A 16,566-nucleotide genomic window follows, 5' to 3' on the forward strand; every position below is an offset into this window, starting at 1 on the left:
ACAAGCGACGAAAACGCGCGAAAAATGGATCTGCGTACGTGCGCCTACCTACGATTCGCTCAGGTCGAAGAGCGCACGAGGCGATGCACGGATGACGGTGATCCAGCTCCACCCGCGGCCGCGTCACGAGGACGACAAGGCCCTTCCCCTCGCCACCGAGGGCTCGCTCCTGACGCTGCTGCTCGGCGCTGCCGCGACGAGCGACGACGCGCCGCTCACCGAGCTCCCCGCGCTCGGTGATCTGCTCGGCGCGCTGCTCGCGATGGCCGAGGGCACGCGGCGCAAGTCGCTGCTCCCGATCACGGCGCACCCCGCGGAGTGGGCGATCCTGCGGCGCGGCGCGAACGTGCTGGTGTCCTACTACCACACGGACTCGACGCCCGACGTCGTGGTGCTCGATCGGCGCGTGCCGCTGCGCGCGCTCCTCGACGCGACGAGCAGCGCGCTCGCGGCGCGCCTCGGCGGCGAAGAAGACCCGTGGACGCGCGAGCTCGGGACGCGGCTCGTGCAGCGCGCGACCGAGGTCGCGATCGCGCCCGACGCCGACAGCGGTCTCTGCGCGACGCGGCGCATGGGCGGCGCGCTCGAGGATCCCGGCGAGAAGCAGCCGCTCTCGTTCGGGTTCGAGGCCGCGATCTTCGCGTCGCCCGAGAGCCCGCGCGACGTGGTCGCGCATGCCGACGTGCACGCGATGCTCTTCGGCGGCGCGCTCTGGGCGTGGGTGCGCGGGCGCCGGATCCCGCTCTCGCGCGGCCCGATCATGCTCGCGGTGCAGCGCATGGTCAGCGCGGTGCGCGCGCTGATCGAGGCCGCGGAGAACGAGCGCGCGATGAACGTGCGCCTGCGCTCGGGCGGGTTCGTGATCGGCCTGCGCCGTGACAAGGACGGCGAGATCGCGCTCACGCTCGGGAGCGACGAGGACGGCGTGGTGACGATCCCCGCGCTCGATCTGCCCGGGGCGAGCCTGCCGATCCTGCGCATCGCGTCGGATCTCGTGCGTGCGCTGGTCGGCGTCGATCGTGCGCAGACGCGCAACCTGCGGATCACCGCGCTGCGCGACGAGGTGCGCCGCCTGCGCCGCATCGTGCGCGCGCGCTCGCGCACCGAAGGCTTCGTGAACGGCGATCCCGATCGCCTCCGCGCGTCGTCGCCGCCCGATGCGCCGCGCACGGTCGCGAGCACCACGAGCCCCGGTGCCCTGCGCTTCACGCCGCGCTGGAGCGCCGCGATCGACGGGCTCGACGCGGCGACGACGTTCCTCTGCGGCGATCGCCTGGTGGTCGCGACGCCGCGCCGCGTGCTCGCGCTCCACCGCGACGATGGTCAGGTGATCTGGCAGCGCGAGGGCGCGGGCGCGCTCGCGATGCTCGCGGGCACCGCGGTGGTGCGGCTCGGGCTCGACGGGCTCGTCGAGCTGCGCGACGTGGGCAGTGGCGAAGCGCTGCTCCGTACCAAGCTCGCGCCGCGCCTCGGTGGGCCGCCGACGGGACTCTGCGTCTCGGGCGGGCCGATCCCGCCGACCGCGGTGATCGCCGAAGGACGCGATCGCCTCGCCGCGATCGATCTCCGCACCGGCGAGCTCCGCTGGCGCTTCTCGGGACGCGGCGCCGGCGACTTCCAGGTGCTGCGCAGCGGGCGCCTCTTGCTCGTGGTCGCGGGCGACGGTGCGGTGCACGCGATCGACGCGGTCAACGGCGAGGTCGCGTGGCGGCACACGTCGCACGCGCGCTTCTGCCTGCGCCCGCTGGTCTGCGGCGAGACCGCGATCGCGGTGACCGGCGAGCCGGGCCGCGGCGAGGGCGAGATCGTCGGGCTCGATCTCTACAGCGGTCGCGAGCGCTTCCGTCGGGCGCTCGGCGGGCCGTGCGTGAGCGCGCCCATCGCGGCGGGCTCGCTCGCGGTGGTCGCGGTGGGCGGCGGTCGTCGCGGCTCGCTCGTCGCGTTCGATCCCGAGACCGGCGCGCTGCGCTGGTCGAGCCCCGATCCCGGCCTCGGCGTCGGAGGCGCGGCGCTCGCGCTCGATCGCGCGCTCGTGATCAACACGCCGCGCGGGAGCGTGCACGCGCTCGACCTCGCGAGCGGCGAGGCGCTCTGGTCGCGCAACCTCGCGCACCCGGTGAGCGACGACGTGCCGCGCCGACTCGATCCCCTGCTTCGCGGCGGCGCGCTCTTCGTGCCCGCGGCGACGGTGCACGTGCTGCGCACCGCGGACGGCACCTCGATCGGCGGTGCGCTCCCCTGCGACCTCGTGCCTGACGTGATGCACGTCGACGAGCGCGGCTGGGTGTTCGTCGCCGAGGAGAGCGGTCACCTCGCGGCGCTCGCGCCCGCGCCGCACCTCACGCTCCTGCGCGTCTGATCGGGTCAACGGTCGCGCCGGCTTTCGTCGGCGCGCCATCCGCATCCTGGCGTGCGATGCTCGCGTGCATGTCGGAGCCAGAGCTCGATCGACACGACCGCGAGGCGGGAACGTTGCTGGGTCGCGTCGCCGCGGTCCTCGCCCTCGGGCTCGGGGCGGCAGTCTTGTACGTCGGCGATCGCGGTCCGCTGCTCGCGTTCGCGATCGCCGCGCTCGTGATCGCAGTGCTCGCGCTGTTCTTGCCGAAGACCGCGATCCGGCTGGTGTCCGGGCGCGTCTCGGAAATCCTGCGCGACGTCGGGGCTCCACCGGTCGTGCAGCGCGTCCAGCACGCGCGCGAGGAGGGCACGCCGGCGTCGGTCGCCCTCGCCGAGGCAGGCCTTTCGACCCGAACGCGAGCGAGGATCGGCAAGCTCGCGATGTGGACGGGCGCCGCACTGTTCCTCGTCGGTGAAGTCGCGCCGAGGTTCGGCGCGTCCCAGAGCGCGTGCGATCTCGCGAGCAGCGTCGGCGGCGCGTGCGGGTTCCTCGGTCTCGTCGTCTGGTATCGGACGCTCTGATCGTCAGCCCCGCTGCGCCATCCGCGTCGCGAGCAGATCCGACACCGCGCGCACGGCGGGCAACATCGCCCTTCGGCCCGGGGTGAGGATCGTCGTGGTGACTCGACCCGCGATCCACGTCGGGAGCACACGTCGCAGCGCGCCCGACTCCAGGTCGGCGCGACACTGCTCGCTCGGGAGCGCGGTGATCCCGAGCCCTCCGATCACCGCGCGCGAGAGCACGTGGGAGTCGTCGGCGAACATCCGCGCGACCGGGCTCACCTCGACCGACGCGCCGCGCGCGCCCTCGAGCCGCCACTGCGCGCGCGACGGATCGACCATCAGCGCATCGTGCTGCACGAGCTCCGACGGATTCGCCGGAGCCCCTCGACGAGCGAGGTAGTCCGGAGACGCGACCAGCCAGATCGGATCCACGGCGACGCGACGCTGTACGAGATCGGAGTCCGGCAGATCGCCGAAATGAGCGCGAATCGCGAGATCGAATCCCTCGTATGCGAGATCGACGAATCGATCCGTCGCGTGCAGCGACACGCGCAAAGCGGGATATCGACTGGCGATCTCGGGCAACAATTCACCCATCCACCTTCGCGCGGTCGGAATGGAGCACGTGATTCGCACGAGCCCACTCGGCTCCGACAATCGCCCTCTCACGACCTGCTCGGCGGCGTCTGCCTCGACCAGCATCGCCGCGGCGTGGCGATGGAATTCGCGCCCGACGTCGGTGAGCGCGAATCGGCGCGAATTCCGATGCACCAGCGTCACGCCGAGTTCTTCCTCGAGCGCGGCGATTCGCTTGCTCATCGTCGACTTCGGAATCCCCAGCGCGCGGGCCGCCGCACTGAAGCCATTCCGATCCACGGCTTGGACGAAGAGGTGCACATCGTTGAGATTCAGCATGTTCCGGCGAAGTCCACGCGCGTGAACGATGAGTCCACGACAGCGACATGTCCGACCGATCTCGGCGCGCGTAGACCACGACGATGGTCGACAGCATCCATCGCTACAAGGGCCGGCGCGCAGTCGTCGTCGGCGGAACGCACGGAATCGGGCTCGCCACCGCAGAGGCGTTGATCGCCGGCGGCGCCGAGGTCCTGGTCACCGGCAACAACCAGGAGAACGTCCGCTCCGCCGCCGAGAAGCTCGGTGTGCGAGGCCGCGCGCTCCGATCCGACGTCTCGAGCCTCACCGACATCGCCGCGCTCGCGCGCGAGGTCCGATCGACGCTCGAGGTGATCGATCTCCTCTTCGTCAACGCAGGCGTCGCCGAGCTCACGCCCTTCCACGAGGTCACGCCGGAGTCGTACGACCGCCACTTCGCGGTGAACACGCGCGGTGCGTTCTTCGTCGTGCAGGCCCTCGCGCCGCTGGTCCGCGACGGGGGCGCGATCGTGCTCACGTCGTCGGTCGCCGACACCGGCGGCGAGCCCGGGATGGCGGTCTATTCGGCGACCAAAGCCGCGCTCGTGTCGTTCGCGTCCACGTTCGCCGCGGAGCTCCTGCCCCGCCGCATCCGCGTCAATTGCGTCTCTCCCGGGTTCATCGACACGCCGACCAAGGGCACCGTCGGGCTCAGCGCGGAGGAGCGCGCGTCGTTCGCGGCGCTCGGGGACGCGGTCACGCCGATGCGCCGCAACGGGACCTCCGACGAGGTCGCGCGCGCGGTCCTGTTCCTCGCGTTCGACGCGACGTTCACCACCGGGGCCAAGCTCGCGGTCGACGGTGGCCTCGGCCAGCGCCTCGGTGCTGCGGTCGCGAAGGAGGGCGCATGACTCGCATCGCGGTGCTGGGCCTCGGCGCGATGGGGACCGCCCTGGCGCGCGCGCAGCTCGATCACGGCGCGCCGGTGACGGTGTGGAACCGCACTCCGGGCAGGGCGCCTTCGCTCGAGGCGAAGCGCGCCGACACGCTCGACGACGCGATCCGCGACGCCGAGCTCGTGGTGGTCTGTCTCGTGAACGACGCGGCGACGCGCGAGGTGCTCGGCGCGGTGGCCACGCACCTGCGCGGCAAGACGGTGGTGAACCTCACCAACGGCACGCCGGAGCAGGCACGTCGCATGGCGCGCTGGGCGAGCGAGCACGACGTCCGCTACGTCGACGGCGGCATCATGGCGACGCCCGAGATGATCGGAGCACCGCACGCGCTGGTGCTCTACTCGGGCGACGCGCCGGCGTTCGAGCGACACCGCGACGTCCTCGCGCGCTTCGGCGCCGCGCGCTTCGTCGGCGACGATCCGGGGCGCGCCGCGCTGCTCGATCTCGCGCTCCTCACCGGGATGAACGGCCTCTTCGCGGGCGCGCTCCAGGCGATCGCGATGGCGGGGCACGGCGGTGTGTCGGCCGGCGAATTCGCGACGCTCCTCGTGCCGTGGCTGCAGGCGATGAACGGCCACGTGCCTGCGATCGCGACGGCGATCGACACCCGCGAGTTCGCGGACGGCTCGAACCTCGCGATGCAGCTGCTCGCGCTCGACAACCTCGTCGAAGCGAGCCGCGAGTCGGGCACCGACACGACGCTCCTGACGACGATGCAGCGCTGGATGCGCGCGTGCGTCGACGCGGGCCACGGCGCGGACGGCCTCGGACGTCTGATCGACGTGATCCGCCCCGCGCGCTGACGGGCGCTCACGACTCGAACGCGCTCGGCGGGAGGCCGAGCGAGACGGCTCGCTCCGCGCGCATGAACCGCGCGACCCGTGCCTCGAGCGCATCGAGCTCGGCCGAGTACGTCTCGCTCGCCCCCGCGAGCCTCGCGAGCGCCGACCTCCGCGCGTCGATCGTCGCATTCGCGAAACGGATGCGCGGCGGAGGGAGCACGTGACCGAGGATCGCGCGGTAGTCCGGCTGCCCGGGGAGCGCGAACAGCACCCACTTGTCGCGCGCCGGGGCATCGCGGACCGCGAGCATCTCCGCCTGGCGCGCAGGGCTCGCCGCGTCGAGCGCGCTGCGGCGGAGGAGCTCGAGGCGCTGCGAGAGCATCGGCGCGCGCTCGAGGTACTGCGCGTAGATCGGATGCGTGCGCAGCGCGCCGCGCTGGATCACGTCGAATCCGCTGGTGTACGCCGGCAGCCCGAGCTCGCTGCGAGCAGGCACGACGACCTGCCCCACGATCGACGACCAGTTGTTCAGCCAGTCGAAGTTGATGTTCCCGCTCCGCCGCAGCAGCGCCTTCCGTTCGTGGATCGCGAGCGCTCTGGTGAACGCCGCGTCGACGAACCGAACCGGCGCGGGTGTCCCGAGCGCGGCGTGCACGATCGCGGGGAAGACGCACGCGACGAAGAAGCTGTCCGCTCCGGATCGCTCGAGCATGGTGCGATAGGGCGCGGCGTAGAGGCGCGCGTCCGGGCCGGTCTGCATGAAGCGATCGAACGCTCGCCACGTGTACGCAGGCGCGTCGTCGCCGGCAGGAACGATCTCGTCGCCCGGCGTCTCCTCGTCGACGAGACGTGCTGGGTTTCCGGTGTGGACGTCCCAGTAGCGCGCCCAGCACTCGAAGAGCTCGTACGCCGAGAACGGCCCCTGTCCTCGGTCCAGATGGTCGCGCACGAAGTCGCTTCGCGGTCGGACCTCGCCGGCGCGCTCGAAGTGCTCGAGCCGTCGCCACTCGTCGCCGATGACGTTGGCGACGAAGCCCGACGCCATCAGCTGCCAGAGATGAACGGACTCGTGATAGAGCACGCGAGAGATCGCGCCGGACCACCTCGCATCGTTCGGGCTCGTGTAGAACGCGTCGGTCCCGCTCGCGATCAGCTCGGCGGGCGCGTCCGCGGCGACGCGCACGATGCCGGTGAGCAGATCGAACGAGGCCCTCACACGCCGGGCTTCCCCGCGGCGAGCGCGGCCTCGAGCATCGGCAACATCTGCTCGGGCTGGTCGTAGGCGATCTTCTTCGTCGTCGCCTTGCCGCTCGCGTCGACCATCACGAGGAAGCCGGCCGGCACACCTTCGACGCGCGAGATCGTCGGCGGCGTCGTGCGCAGATCGATCATCACTCCACGCTCCTTGTCCTTGAGCCACGTGTCGACGCAGCGCTTCGCGATCCACGCGAGCGACACCACGCCGATCACCGCGACGGTCTCGACGAAGCGAGCCTCGGTCACCGCGTCCGGCGATGGCTCGAGCGACTGCGGCGCGCCGAACGAGAGCTCCTGGGCACGCGCGGCGGCGAGCTCGGCGTCGAGGTCGACGCGCTCGAGAGCGAGACGGATCTCCATGTTCTTCCCCCCTTTTCGCGAAGCCTACGGGCGCGGCTGTGCCGTCGATAGCCCACCCGTCGGACCGGGGCGGACGGGAACCATCGACCGTTTCGATGGTTCCCGTCGAAAACCATCACTTCCGTCGAGACCTCCCGGGCCCCAGAGTCGGCGCACCAAGGAGAGCTGGACCATGAACCGCACTGCGCTCGCCCTCGCCTCGCTCCTCGCGCTCGCCGCGTGTGGCAGCGATCACACCGAAGGCGTCTCGACCGCCACCGTCGCCGAGCCCGCTGCCGCGGCGCCCGCGCCCGAGCCCACGACCGCCGCGCCCGCCGCGCGCGAGACCCTGCAGATCGACCGCGCCTCGTCGTCGGTCGGCTTCACCGGCGCGAAGATCACTGCGTCGCACGACGGCTCGTTCTCCGACTTCAGCGGCACGATCGATCTGAATCCGGCCGACGTCACCGCGAGCGCCGTGCGCATGACCGTGCAGATGGCGTCGCTCCAGATCGAGCCCGCGCAGCTCGCCACGCACCTGCTCACGCCCGACTTCTTCGACGCGCCGCAGTTCCCCACCGCGACCTTCGAGTCGACCGCGGTGCGCGCCGGCGGCGAGGGCCAGGTGAACGGCCAGCCCGCGACCCACACCGTCACCGGGAACCTCACGATGCGCGGCACCACGCGCGCGGTCTCGTTCCCCGCGATCCTGACCGTCGAGCCGAGCGGCGTGCGCGCGCAGAGCGAGTTCACGATCCAGCGCCGCGACTTCGGCATCGTCTACCCGGGCATGCCCGACGATCTGATCCGCGACGAGGTCGTGATCCGCTTCGACGTGCGCGCGCCGCGCAGCGCGGGCTGATCGCTCTCGAAATGCAACGAAGAAGGCCGCCCCACCTCGCGCGAGGTCGGGCGGCCTCTTCACGTTCAGCGCGCGCTCGCCACGCGGAACGGCGCGCCGATCACCACCACGTCGTCGCCGTCGAGACCGAGCCCGAGCGAGAAGCGATCGCACGGCCCGGGGTGCGCGTCGTCGCAGGTCTCGTGCGCGATCTCGTCGGTCTCGTCGCCCCGCACCCGCACCACGATCGTCTGCGACCAGAGCAAGCGCTCCTCGCAGTCCGTGAACCACCCTTCGTCGCACGACGGATCGACCTGCACGTACTCCGCGTCGTAGCGGAGCTCGAAGTGCTCGTCGCTCGAGCCCACGACGTCGAGCACGTGGCCGTCGGTGCGCTGCGCCATGCGATCGCCGCGGATCTCGTAGACCCCGCTGTCGTACGCGAGCCCGAAGATCGCATCGCCGCTGCGGCGCAGCGAGTGGAGACCCCGCGCAGGACCGCCCGCGACCGGCGTGAGCGCGCCGTCGGAGAAGCGCAGGAGCTGCACGTCGCGATCGCTCACGTACGCCGTGCCGTCGGGGCCTGCTGCGAGCAGCGCCGTGAAGCCGCCGACGTTGGGCACCGGGATGCACGAGTCGCCCGCGGGCGTGTGGTGACAGAGCTCGTACTCGCCGAGCACCGGCCAATGAATGACCCAGAGATCGTCGATGCTCGTGCCGTCGATCGCGACCTCGAGCCCCGAGAGATCGAGCGCGCGCTCCTCGCCCGACGCCGAGTAGACGTGCACTGCGTCGTCGGTCGCGATCGCCATGCTGCCGTCGTCGAAGACGCGCAGCGCCGCCGGCTCCTCGGGGATCCTCGTGCCCTCTTGCACGCGCTCGGCGCGACCGCCGCGGTACGTCCACACCTGGCCCGCATCGTCGAGCCACGTCGGCTCGGCGCGCATCCGGTCGACGAGCACGGCGAGGGGCACCGACACGCGGTCCACGGGCTCGAGCTCGGGCGAGCGGCGCTCGGGTGGGTGCGAGCGGTCGCTGGCGCATGCGGTGGTGAGGACGAGCAGCGAGACCAAGCACGAGAGTCGGAGTCGACGGGTCATGTCCCGTGCTCCAGCAGCGCCCGTGCCTCACGAATTCCGCGGGAATTCCGCGAAGACTGCGGGGCATCGCGCAGCGCGCTGCACACCCGCGTGCCGCGCGGCGCTCAGAGCCCGGTGATCGGCCCGGTGTTGAAGTCGCGGTGGCCGAACGAGGTGATCTCCATCCCGAACGTGTTCGCGATCGTCACCAGCAGATCGTTGTGCGGGCGATCGCCGTAGCGCAGCCAGCGCCCGCCGCGCAGGCCCGCCGCGCCGCCGCCCGCGATCACGAGGCGCATGTCGTTGCGCGAGTGGGTGTTGCCCTTCGAGAGCTCGTTGCCCCAGAGCACGATCGTGTGATCGAGCATCGTGCCGTCGCGCTCCGGGATCGCGTCGAGCAGGCCGAGGAAGTGCGCGATCTCCTGGGCGTACCAGCGGTTGATGCGCGTCAGCTTCTGCTGCGCGGTCGCGTTGCCGTCGCCCTCGTGCGAGAGCGTGTGGTGCCCCTCGGCGACGTCGAGCCACGAGAAGCGCTGCTCGCTCGTCGCGCCGCTGTAGAGCACCGTCGCGACCCGCGTCGCGTCGCAGCGCAGCGCGCTCGCGAGCACGTCGAGCATCAGCCGGCTCGAGCGCGGGTAGTTGTCGCTCGCGCGGTGATCGAAGCGCGCCGGTGCGTCGGGCGCGGCGCAGCTTCCGCCCTCGAGCGCGGCATCGAGCGAGCGCTCCACCTCGCGCAGCGACTCGAGGTGCGCCTCGAGCCGCGGCCGGTGCTCGCTGCCGAGCGCGCCGTGCAGCGCCGAGAGATCGTCGCGCGCGAGATCGAGCACGCTCTGGCGCTCGCGCCGCTGTCGCTCGAGCACCTCGCGGTCGACGCCCGCCGACGCGAAGAGGCGATCGAACACCTGGAACGGATCGTCGCTCGGAGGCAGCGGATCGTTCGCGCCGCGGTAGGCGACGCGATGGCGGTTGTTCGAGCCGGTGACGCGCACGCCGAGCTCGAGCGAGCGCAGCCGCGTGATGCCGTCGAGGTGCGTCGCGATCGCCTGATCGATCGACTCGCCCGCGGCCCAGCCCGCGCGCACGTCGCAGTCGCCGCCGCCGCAGAAGTCGCCCTCGAGCAGCGGCTGTCCGGTGAGCAGCGCGCCGATGCCCTTCTGGTGCGCGGCGCCGGGCCCGACGCGCGTCACGCTCATGTCGAGCCCGTCGAGCACGATCGACTTCGCGCGATACGGCGCGAGCGGCTCGAGGATCGATCCGAGGGTGAACGACGTGTCGCTCGAGCGCGTGCCCCAGGCATCGCCGATCGTGCCGTTCGGCGTGAAGATCGCGACGAAGCGCAGCGGGAACGCGGGCACGTCGGCGCGCGCGCGAAGGAGGTTCGTGAAGGGCAGCGCCGCCGCGGCGGCGCCCATCCCGATCCCTCGGAGCAGATCACGACGCTTCACGGGCTCACCTCTCCTTCGGCGGCGCGGCGATAGAGGAACGCATCGGTGCGGACGAGCGCGATGATCAGCGCGCGCAGGTCGCGCCCCGACTCGTCGAACGCGCGGCGCACCTCGTCGATCGAGCACGCGTCCGCCTCCTCGACGGTGCGGCGGAACGCGAACTCCCACCACTGCTGGGTCAGGCACGCGTGGACGTCGGGGCTGTTCGCGAGGCGGTGCGCGAGATCGACCGCGCCCTCGAACTCGCCATCCGTCTCGCGGGTGCCGACGATGCGCCCGCTCGCGTCGACGTCGAAGCCCTCGTCGCGATCGCGCCAGCGACCGATCGCGTCGTAGTGCTCGAAGCCGAACCCGATCGGGTCCATCAGCTCGTGGCACCCGGAGCACGCGGGATCGCTGCGGTGCTGCTCGAAGCGATCGCGCGTGCTGGCCGAGGGGTCCGGCTCGGGCGGAACGACCAGCAGATCCTCGGGCGGTGGAGGAAGCGTCTGGCAGAGCAGCCGCTCGCGGACGAATCGTCCACGGAACACCGGCGAGCTCTGGTTGCCGCGCGCGTGCTGCGAGAGGAACCCCGGCTGCGTGAGCAAGCCCGCGCGCTGCGTGGGATCGAGCGCGACGCGCACCGGCTCGGTCGCGCCCTCGGGCACCTCCACGCCGTACACCGCGGCGAGCGCGGGCGAGACGAACGAGTAGTCGGCGGTGAGCAGCTCGTCGAGCGTGCCGCTGCCCTCGGTGAGCACGTGATCGACGAACGCGCGCGTCTCGTCGTGCATCGCGGCGGCGAGCTCGTCGCTCCAGTCGGGATAGGTCTCGGGGTCCTTGCTGACGACGTCGAGCTCGAGCTCGAGCCACGCGTCGACGAAGCGCTCGATGGTGCGCAGCGCGCGCGGGTCGTCGAGCATGCGGCGCGCGTGATCCGCGATCTGATCGACGGTCTCGAGCTCGCCCGCGTCGGCCGCGGCGAAGAGCGCGTCGTCGGGCATCGTGCCCCAGAGGAAGTACGAGAGGCGCGTCGCGCGCTCGTCCATCGTGAGCGGGATGACACGCTCGCCCGCGGCGAGATCGGGCGGGCCGAGCTCGACGCGGTAGAGGAAGTACGGCGACGTGAGCATCGCGGTGATCACGAGACGGATGCCGCTCTCGAAGTCGCTCCCCGCGCGATGGACCTCCATCACGCGATCGATCTGCGCGTCGTCGAGCGCGCGGCGGTAGGCGCGACGACCGAACGACGTCACGAACGCGCGCGCGCACGCCTCGTCGCCGTTCGCGAGATCGCAGGGCAGGAGGTCGCCGAGCCCGCGCCCGATCGCGCTCGCGGCGAGCGTCTCCGCGGCGCGCAGATAATTCTCGGCGAGCAGCGGCGACACCGTCGCGCCGACCGCGAAGCCGAGGCCGTCCTCGTCGGGCGGGAACGCGCGCGCCGGCGCCGACTCGTCGCCGAGCAGCGCGAGCACGGTCGCGTCGTACTCGTCGCGGGTGAGGCGGCGGAACGGTGAGCTGCCGGGCTGGATCTCGCGCTCGCAGAGCGCCTCGGGGATCGGGCCTGGACCGCCCGGTGGCGCGGTGCCGCTGGGCCGCGCGGCCGGGTCTTCGAGCGCACCGACGCACGCGCTCGACACCAGCGCGGAGATCGTGATCGCGAGGAGGTCGCGTCGCATGGGCGGCCCGCTGTGCACGAGGCGTGCACACCCTGTTTTCCAAGAGATCCATGCGAGCCTGCGACCGCGCGGGCGCGGAGAGCACGAGGCGCTCCGCGAGGGTGCGACCGCGCCGTCGCAGGCGCGTTCGCGGACCCGGAGCTCACGCCGTTCGCGTGATCAGCGCCGCAGGTAGTCGCGCACCAGGAGCGGCACCTCGCGCAGCGCGCCCTTGCTGCGCACCCAGGGCCCGGCGGTGACGGGCGAGACCGCGACGTCGTCGAACTCGCGCGCGAAGACGAGCGCGGCGCGCGTCGCGTGGAATCCGTCGGTGACGATCAGCACGCGGCGCGCGTCGGTGAGGGCGCGCGCGAAGCGCGCGTTCTCGGCGGTCGAGGTCGATCGCTCCTCGAGCACCATCGCGTCGTCGGGGACGCCGTGCTCGCGAAGGATCGCCGCCGCGGCGTGCGCCTCGCTCGGAGGATGGGTGCCGACGCCTCCGGTGAGCACGACGATCGGCGCGCGCCCCTCGAGCCACAACGTCGCGGCGCGACGGGCCCGGCGCGCGAGCACGCGCGAGGCCCGGCCGTCCTGGTTCACGCGGCACCCGAGCACGACGATCGCGTCGTAGGTGCCATCGGGCGCAGCGCGCGATCCGCGCACGTCGATCGCGACGGCCGCGGCGAGCCACGCGGCGATCGTGGTGCCGACGAGGATCACGCTCCACCGCCGAGCCATCGAGCGCCCATCCTGGCAGCCCGGTGTGGCGCGTCCGTGGCGATGCCGAGGAGAGCTGTCATGCGCCGCTGCGTCGCGCGCCCACCGGCACGACGTCGAACGCGGCGAGCACCTCGGGGTCGACTGCGAGCTCGCCCGCGAGGAAGCGCTCGAGGTGCGGCAGCGAGTCGCAGCCCCAGAACATCTCGCCGTCGACGAGGATCGTGGGCACGCCGAACACGCCCGCGGCGATCGCGTCGTCGGTCGCGCGGCGGAGAGATGCTTTGACCTCCAACGATTCGGCGCGCGCGAGCGCGTCCGCGCCGAGCCCGACCTCGCGCGCGATCACGGCGAGCGTCTCGGGATCCGCCACGTCCTCGCCGCGCGCCCATGCACCCGCGAACACACGATCGATCAGCGCGCGTCGGGTCGCGCGATCCATGTCGATCGACGCGAGCCGGAGCGCGCCGAGCGAGCGGAAGGGGAGCGCGCGCGGGGCCGCCATCGGCACGTCCCACGCGCTCGCGATCCGCAGCACGTCGCGCGCAAGGTAGCGCCGCTTCGCGTCGATCTCGGCGGGACCGCGGGTGCCGTGCGCGCCGAGCAGCCCCGCGAAGACCACCGGCACCGGCTCGACCTCGCGCCCGGCGCGCGCCGCGACGTCGTGGATGCGCGACCACGCGAGGTACGCATAGGGCGAGAGGAAATCGAAGAGGAACTGCATGGGCCTCGCGCGGATCTGCCACGCGTCGCGTGTCGTCGTCACCTCCATTCGCGCGTCTCGGGTACCCTGCGGCGGGGAGCCGAGGAGAATGAATGCGTCGACGCGTTGATCTCGCCCTGGTGCTCTGCTTCGTCTTCTTCACCTTCACCTCTCCGGCCGCCGGGCAGTCGCTCGAGGCCACCGACCCCGTCGAGATCGAGCGCGCGATCACGGCGGCCGCGCGACCCGGGGATCGCGCGCTCGCGACGCAGCTCGCTGCCCGCATCGACGCGGGCCTGCCCGCGCCGTTGCTCTCGCGCGCGATCGAGTCGCTCGTGCAGAACGGGTCGCCGCCCGCGGTCTCGGCCCTGCTGACGCTCGCGCGCCACCGCCGCGCCGCGGTGCGCGCGCAGGTCGCGCGCGGGCTCGTGCGATCACGATCCGCCAACGCGCGCGGCGCGCTCGCCGATCTGCTCGACGATCCCGAGGCCGAGGTGCGCTCGGCCGCGGCGGTCGCGCTCGGCGAGGTCGGCGCGCAGGGCGTGATGGACACCGTGATGCTCGCCGCGCTGCGCGGCGTGCCCGAGGCCGCGATCCTCTTCGGCACCCAGGCGAGCGCGCAGGACGTCGCGCGCTTCCTGCGTCGCCTCGACGCGACGACGCTCGAGGCGAGCGCGCCCGCGCTCCGGATCCTGCTCGAGCGCGCGAACGTGCAGCGGCCGACGAAGCTCGCGATCGTGCAGCGGCTCGCCGCGCTCGAGGGCGCGCTCTCGGCGCGCGTGCTGCGCGAGGTCGGCGCGACGCTCCCGGAGAACGATCCGGTGCGGCGTGCGATCGATCAGGCGCTCGCCACCGAGGACGCCGCGGCGGCGGAGGTGAGCCAGTGAGGCGCGCGCTCGTGATGCTCGCGTGCGTGCTCGCCGCCTGCGGAGGCGGCGCGTTCGAGCCGCAGTACCCGGAGCGCCAGGAGCCGCACATGAGCGGCGTGATGCGCGAGCTCGCCGAGACACCGGCGCGCGCTGCCGATCCCGTGATCGTCGCGGTCACGACGTCTCCGCCCGGCCTGCTCTGCTGGGATCTGCGCGAAGGACGCGAGCGCTGGCGCGTGCAGACGGATGCGCGCTCGACGCCGATCGTCGCGGGTGAGCACGTGGTCACGACCGAGGCGGAAGGCGTGGTCGTCCGGCGGCTCGGCGACGGGTCGCGCGTGCTCGCGCTCGACGAGCAGGACCTCCATCTCGTCGGCGCCGATGGCGAGGCCGGCACGCTGGTGATCGCGCTCGCGCGCGGTGAAGGCGACACCCCGCTCGGTCACGTCGTCGGTGTGCGCGACGGCGGGGTCGCGTGGTCGCACGAGCTGCCGCTCTCGGTGGGCAGCCCCGCCGTCGCCGGCGCGCTCGTGCTGGTGCCGTGGGGCCATCAGCGTCTCTCGATCCTCGATGCGGCGACCGGGCTCGAGCGGCTCCGGCTGCGCATGGAGCACGCGGTGTTGGGCCACGCGATGCACGACGGTGCGCGCGTGATGGTCGGACAACATCGGGTGTTCCCGGTGAGCGCGGAGCTCTTCGAGGACGAGCGCGCGCAGCGCCGCGCCGGGCTCGAGCCGCGCGGGCGCGCGCTGCCCGGACAGCCGCCGCTGCTGCCCGACGCGTACGAGCCGCGCATGAACGCGGAGAGCGCGCGCAACCGCGTGCGCCTCGCGTGGGCGCTCGCCGACGGAGAGCCCGCGTCGTTCGCCGACGACGCGCTCTACTTCGTGTTCTACCGGCTCGTGTTCGGGCTCGCCGCGGGCGAGGACGAGGTGCGGTGGGTGCACGATCGCGAGCACGACGTCGTCGGCGCCGACGCGGTGCCGGGCGGGCTCGTCGTGCTCACCGACGACGGTCGCATCTCGCTGCTCGGCGCGCGTGACGGTCGGCCTCGCCTCGAGGCCAGCCTCGGGGTCCCGGTGCGGGCCGCCGACGTGCGCGCAGACGGCCTCGCGGTGCCCGACGCGAGCACCTCGGACCCCGCGCCTCCGCTGCGCGATCGGCTCCACGCGGTCGCGTCGCTCCACGACGTGCGCGTCGGGGCGGGGCGCGCGTTCGCGATCCGCTTCCTCGCGCGCGATCCGAGCGCCGACGTCACCGCGCAGCTCGTCGCGCTCTGCGCGGATCGGAGCGACACGTCGCAGGCTCGCGCCGCGGCGTGCGAGCAGCTCGCGGTGCGCGAGCAGGGCGGCGAGCACGTGCTCGCGGCGCTGCGCGAGGGTGCGTCGTACCTGGAGCAGCGGCCCGCGCCGCCGATCGCGGCGCTCGCGCGCGCCGCGGGCACGATGCGACTGCGGCAGGCGCTGCCGTATCTCGTGACGCACCTCGAGGATCCCGCGACGCCGGTCGACGAGCTGCCGGGCCTCTTCGAGGGGCTCGCGGCGCTGGGTGATGCGCGCGCGCTCGCGCCGATCGAGCGCTTCGTGCGCCTCTATCACGCGGATGCGACCGACGCGCGCATGATCGATGCGCTCGCGGCCGGGGCGCGCGCCGTGGTCGCGCTCGCGCCGGTGAGGCTCGATGCGGTACGAGGGCTCGCCGACGATCCGCTCGCGCCGGCACCGGTGCGAGAGCGGCTCGCGCAGGCCCTCGCGCCGCCCGCGCCGTCCGAGCCCGCGCCGACCCCGCCGCCGGCGCGCGAGCGCCCGCAGCCTGCTGCGGCGCCGGAGCCCGAGCCGGCCGCGGATCTCCCCGAGGCGGTCACCACCGAGATGACGGACGCCGTGATGGCGCCGGTGCAGGCGCGCCTGCGCGCGTGCCTCGAGCGAGCCGAAGGCGATCCACTCCCGTCGGCGCGCATCGCGGTGATGATCGACGAAGCGGGCGCGATCCAGACGGTGTCGGTCACGCCGGCCGATCTGCAGTCGTGCGTGGAGCCGCTGGTCCGCCCGCGCACGTTCCCGCGGACGCGACGCGGCCGCCAGGTCGTCGTGCACACCGTCCGTCGCTGAGACGAAACCGGAGAATTCACCGCAGAGATCACAGAGGGCCGCAGAGAGAGAAA

14 protein-coding genes and 1 pseudogene are annotated in these 16,566 nt (G+C 72.8%); 7 read left to right on the plus strand and 8 right to left on the minus strand.

The genetic code is table 11. The features are described from left to right. The first annotated feature begins 91 nt into the window (after positions 1-91). Both I5071_RS20995 and I5071_RS21000 read left to right on the plus strand, forming a co-directional pair. Positions 92-2,359 carry a PQQ-binding-like beta-propeller repeat protein gene (locus tag I5071_RS20995; protein ID WP_236607282.1) on the plus strand — a complete coding sequence of 756 codons (2,268 nt, stop codon included), beginning with the start codon at positions 92-94 and terminating at the stop codon, positions 2,357-2,359. Positions 2,360-2,427: 68 nt separating this feature from the next. Beyond that, the gene (locus I5071_RS21000; protein ID WP_236607283.1) at positions 2,428-2,919 is read left to right on the plus strand and encodes a hypothetical protein; all 492 of its coding nucleotides are present in this window, start codon (positions 2,428-2,430) and stop codon (positions 2,917-2,919) included. A 3-nt stretch (positions 2,920-2,922) separates the two neighbouring features. Here I5071_RS21000 and I5071_RS21005 read toward each other — a convergent pair whose 3' ends face one another. Further along, positions 2,923-3,816, minus strand: coding sequence for a LysR substrate-binding domain-containing protein (locus I5071_RS21005; RefSeq protein WP_236607284.1), 894 nt, complete (start codon positions 3,814-3,816; stop codon positions 2,923-2,925). 95 nt (positions 3,817-3,911) lie between these two features. On the opposite strand from I5071_RS21005, the gene I5071_RS21010 reads away from it, so the two are divergent. Next, on the plus strand, positions 3,912-4,688 hold the full coding sequence (locus I5071_RS21010) for an SDR family oxidoreductase (protein ID WP_419249660.1): 777 nt from the start codon (positions 3,912-3,914) through the stop codon (positions 4,686-4,688). After that, a pseudogene (locus I5071_RS21015) lies at positions 4,673-5,536 on the plus strand (NAD(P)-dependent oxidoreductase); the annotation flags it as partial. The gene I5071_RS21010 and the pseudogene I5071_RS21015, both read left to right, overlap by 16 nt. Positions 5,537-5,543: 7 nt before the next feature. Here I5071_RS21015 and I5071_RS21020 read toward each other — a convergent pair. Both I5071_RS21020 and I5071_RS21025 read right to left on the minus strand, forming a co-directional pair. Next, on the minus strand, positions 5,544-6,731 hold the full coding sequence (locus tag I5071_RS21020) for a hypothetical protein (RefSeq protein WP_236607286.1): 1,188 nt from the start codon (positions 6,729-6,731) through the stop codon (positions 5,544-5,546). Then, entirely contained in the window at positions 6,728-7,132 is a 405-nt protein-coding gene (locus I5071_RS21025) for a hypothetical protein (protein WP_236607287.1), read from the minus strand. The genes I5071_RS21020 and I5071_RS21025 overlap by 4 nt, the downstream gene beginning before the upstream one ends. A gap of 172 nt (positions 7,133-7,304) precedes the next feature. On the opposite strand from I5071_RS21025, the gene I5071_RS21030 reads away from it, so the two are divergent. Beyond that, complete coding sequence (locus I5071_RS21030) at positions 7,305-7,973, plus strand: YceI family protein (RefSeq protein WP_236607288.1); 669 nt, start codon at positions 7,305-7,307, stop codon at positions 7,971-7,973. 65 nt (positions 7,974-8,038) lie between these two features. Here the strand turns inward: I5071_RS21030 and I5071_RS21035 are convergent, their stop codons facing one another. The 5 genes from I5071_RS21035 to I5071_RS21055 form a co-directional block, all read right to left on the minus strand. After that, a complete protein-coding gene (locus I5071_RS21035; RefSeq protein WP_236607289.1) occupies positions 8,039-9,052 on the minus strand; it encodes a hypothetical protein in 1,014 nt (337 codons plus the stop codon). Positions 9,053-9,156: 104 nt separating this feature from the next. Continuing rightward, positions 9,157-10,476 (minus strand): DUF1552 domain-containing protein, encoded by a 1,320-nt coding sequence (locus tag I5071_RS21040; protein WP_236607290.1) that lies wholly within the window; start codon positions 10,474-10,476, stop codon positions 9,157-9,159. Further along, positions 10,473-12,134 (minus strand): DUF1592 domain-containing protein, encoded by a 1,662-nt coding sequence (locus tag I5071_RS21045; protein ID WP_236607291.1) that lies wholly within the window; start codon positions 12,132-12,134, stop codon positions 10,473-10,475. Before I5071_RS21045 ends, I5071_RS21040 begins: the two co-directional genes overlap by 4 nt. 159 nt (positions 12,135-12,293) lie before the next feature. Next, on the minus strand, positions 12,294-12,851 hold the full coding sequence (locus I5071_RS21050; RefSeq protein ID WP_236607292.1) for a YdcF family protein: 558 nt from the start codon (positions 12,849-12,851) through the stop codon (positions 12,294-12,296). Between the two features lie 58 nt (positions 12,852-12,909). Next, positions 12,910-13,596 carry a 2-hydroxychromene-2-carboxylate isomerase gene (locus tag I5071_RS21055; RefSeq protein ID WP_236607293.1) on the minus strand — a complete coding sequence of 229 codons (687 nt, stop codon included), beginning with the start codon at positions 13,594-13,596 and terminating at the stop codon, positions 12,910-12,912. Positions 13,597-13,646: 50 nt separating this feature from the next. On the opposite strand from I5071_RS21055, the gene I5071_RS21060 reads away from it, so the two are divergent. Both I5071_RS21060 and I5071_RS21065 read left to right on the plus strand, forming a co-directional pair. After that, positions 13,647-14,420, plus strand: coding sequence for a HEAT repeat domain-containing protein (locus I5071_RS21060; protein WP_236607294.1), 774 nt, complete (start codon positions 13,647-13,649; stop codon positions 14,418-14,420). Continuing rightward, positions 14,417-16,513 (plus strand): PQQ-binding-like beta-propeller repeat protein, encoded by a 2,097-nt coding sequence (locus I5071_RS21065; RefSeq protein ID WP_236607295.1) that lies wholly within the window; start codon positions 14,417-14,419, stop codon positions 16,511-16,513. Before I5071_RS21060 ends, I5071_RS21065 begins: the two co-directional genes overlap by 4 nt. Positions 16,514-16,566 lie beyond the last annotated feature (53 nt).

Source organism: Sandaracinus amylolyticus, assembly GCF_021631985.1.
GTDB lineage: Bacteria > Myxococcota_A > Polyangia > Polyangiales > Sandaracinaceae > Sandaracinus > Sandaracinus amylolyticus_A.

Coding starts and splice junctions, on each gene's coding strand:
- I5071_RS21030 (WP_236607288.1), top strand. CDS start 7,305: ATGAACCGCACTGCGCTCGCCCTCGCCTCGCTCCTCGCGCTCGCCGCG.
- I5071_RS21000 (WP_236607283.1), top strand. CDS start 2,428: ATGTCGGAGCCAGAGCTCGATCGACACGACCGCGAGGCGGGAACGTTG.
- I5071_RS21045 (WP_236607291.1), bottom strand. CDS start 12,134: ATGCGACGCGACCTCCTCGCGATCACGATCTCCGCGCTGGTGTCGAGC.
- I5071_RS21025 (WP_236607287.1), bottom strand. CDS start 7,132: ATGGAGATCCGTCTCGCTCTCGAGCGCGTCGACCTCGACGCCGAGCTC.
- I5071_RS21060 (WP_236607294.1), top strand. CDS start 13,647: ATGCGTCGACGCGTTGATCTCGCCCTGGTGCTCTGCTTCGTCTTCTTC.
- I5071_RS21050 (WP_236607292.1), bottom strand. CDS start 12,851: ATGGCTCGGCGGTGGAGCGTGATCCTCGTCGGCACCACGATCGCCGCG.
- I5071_RS21035 (WP_236607289.1), bottom strand. CDS start 9,052: ATGACCCGTCGACTCCGACTCTCGTGCTTGGTCTCGCTGCTCGTCCTC.
- I5071_RS20995 (WP_236607282.1), top strand. CDS start 92: ATGACGGTGATCCAGCTCCACCCGCGGCCGCGTCACGAGGACGACAAG.
- I5071_RS21005 (WP_236607284.1), bottom strand. CDS start 3,816: ATGCTGAATCTCAACGATGTGCACCTCTTCGTCCAAGCCGTGGATCGG.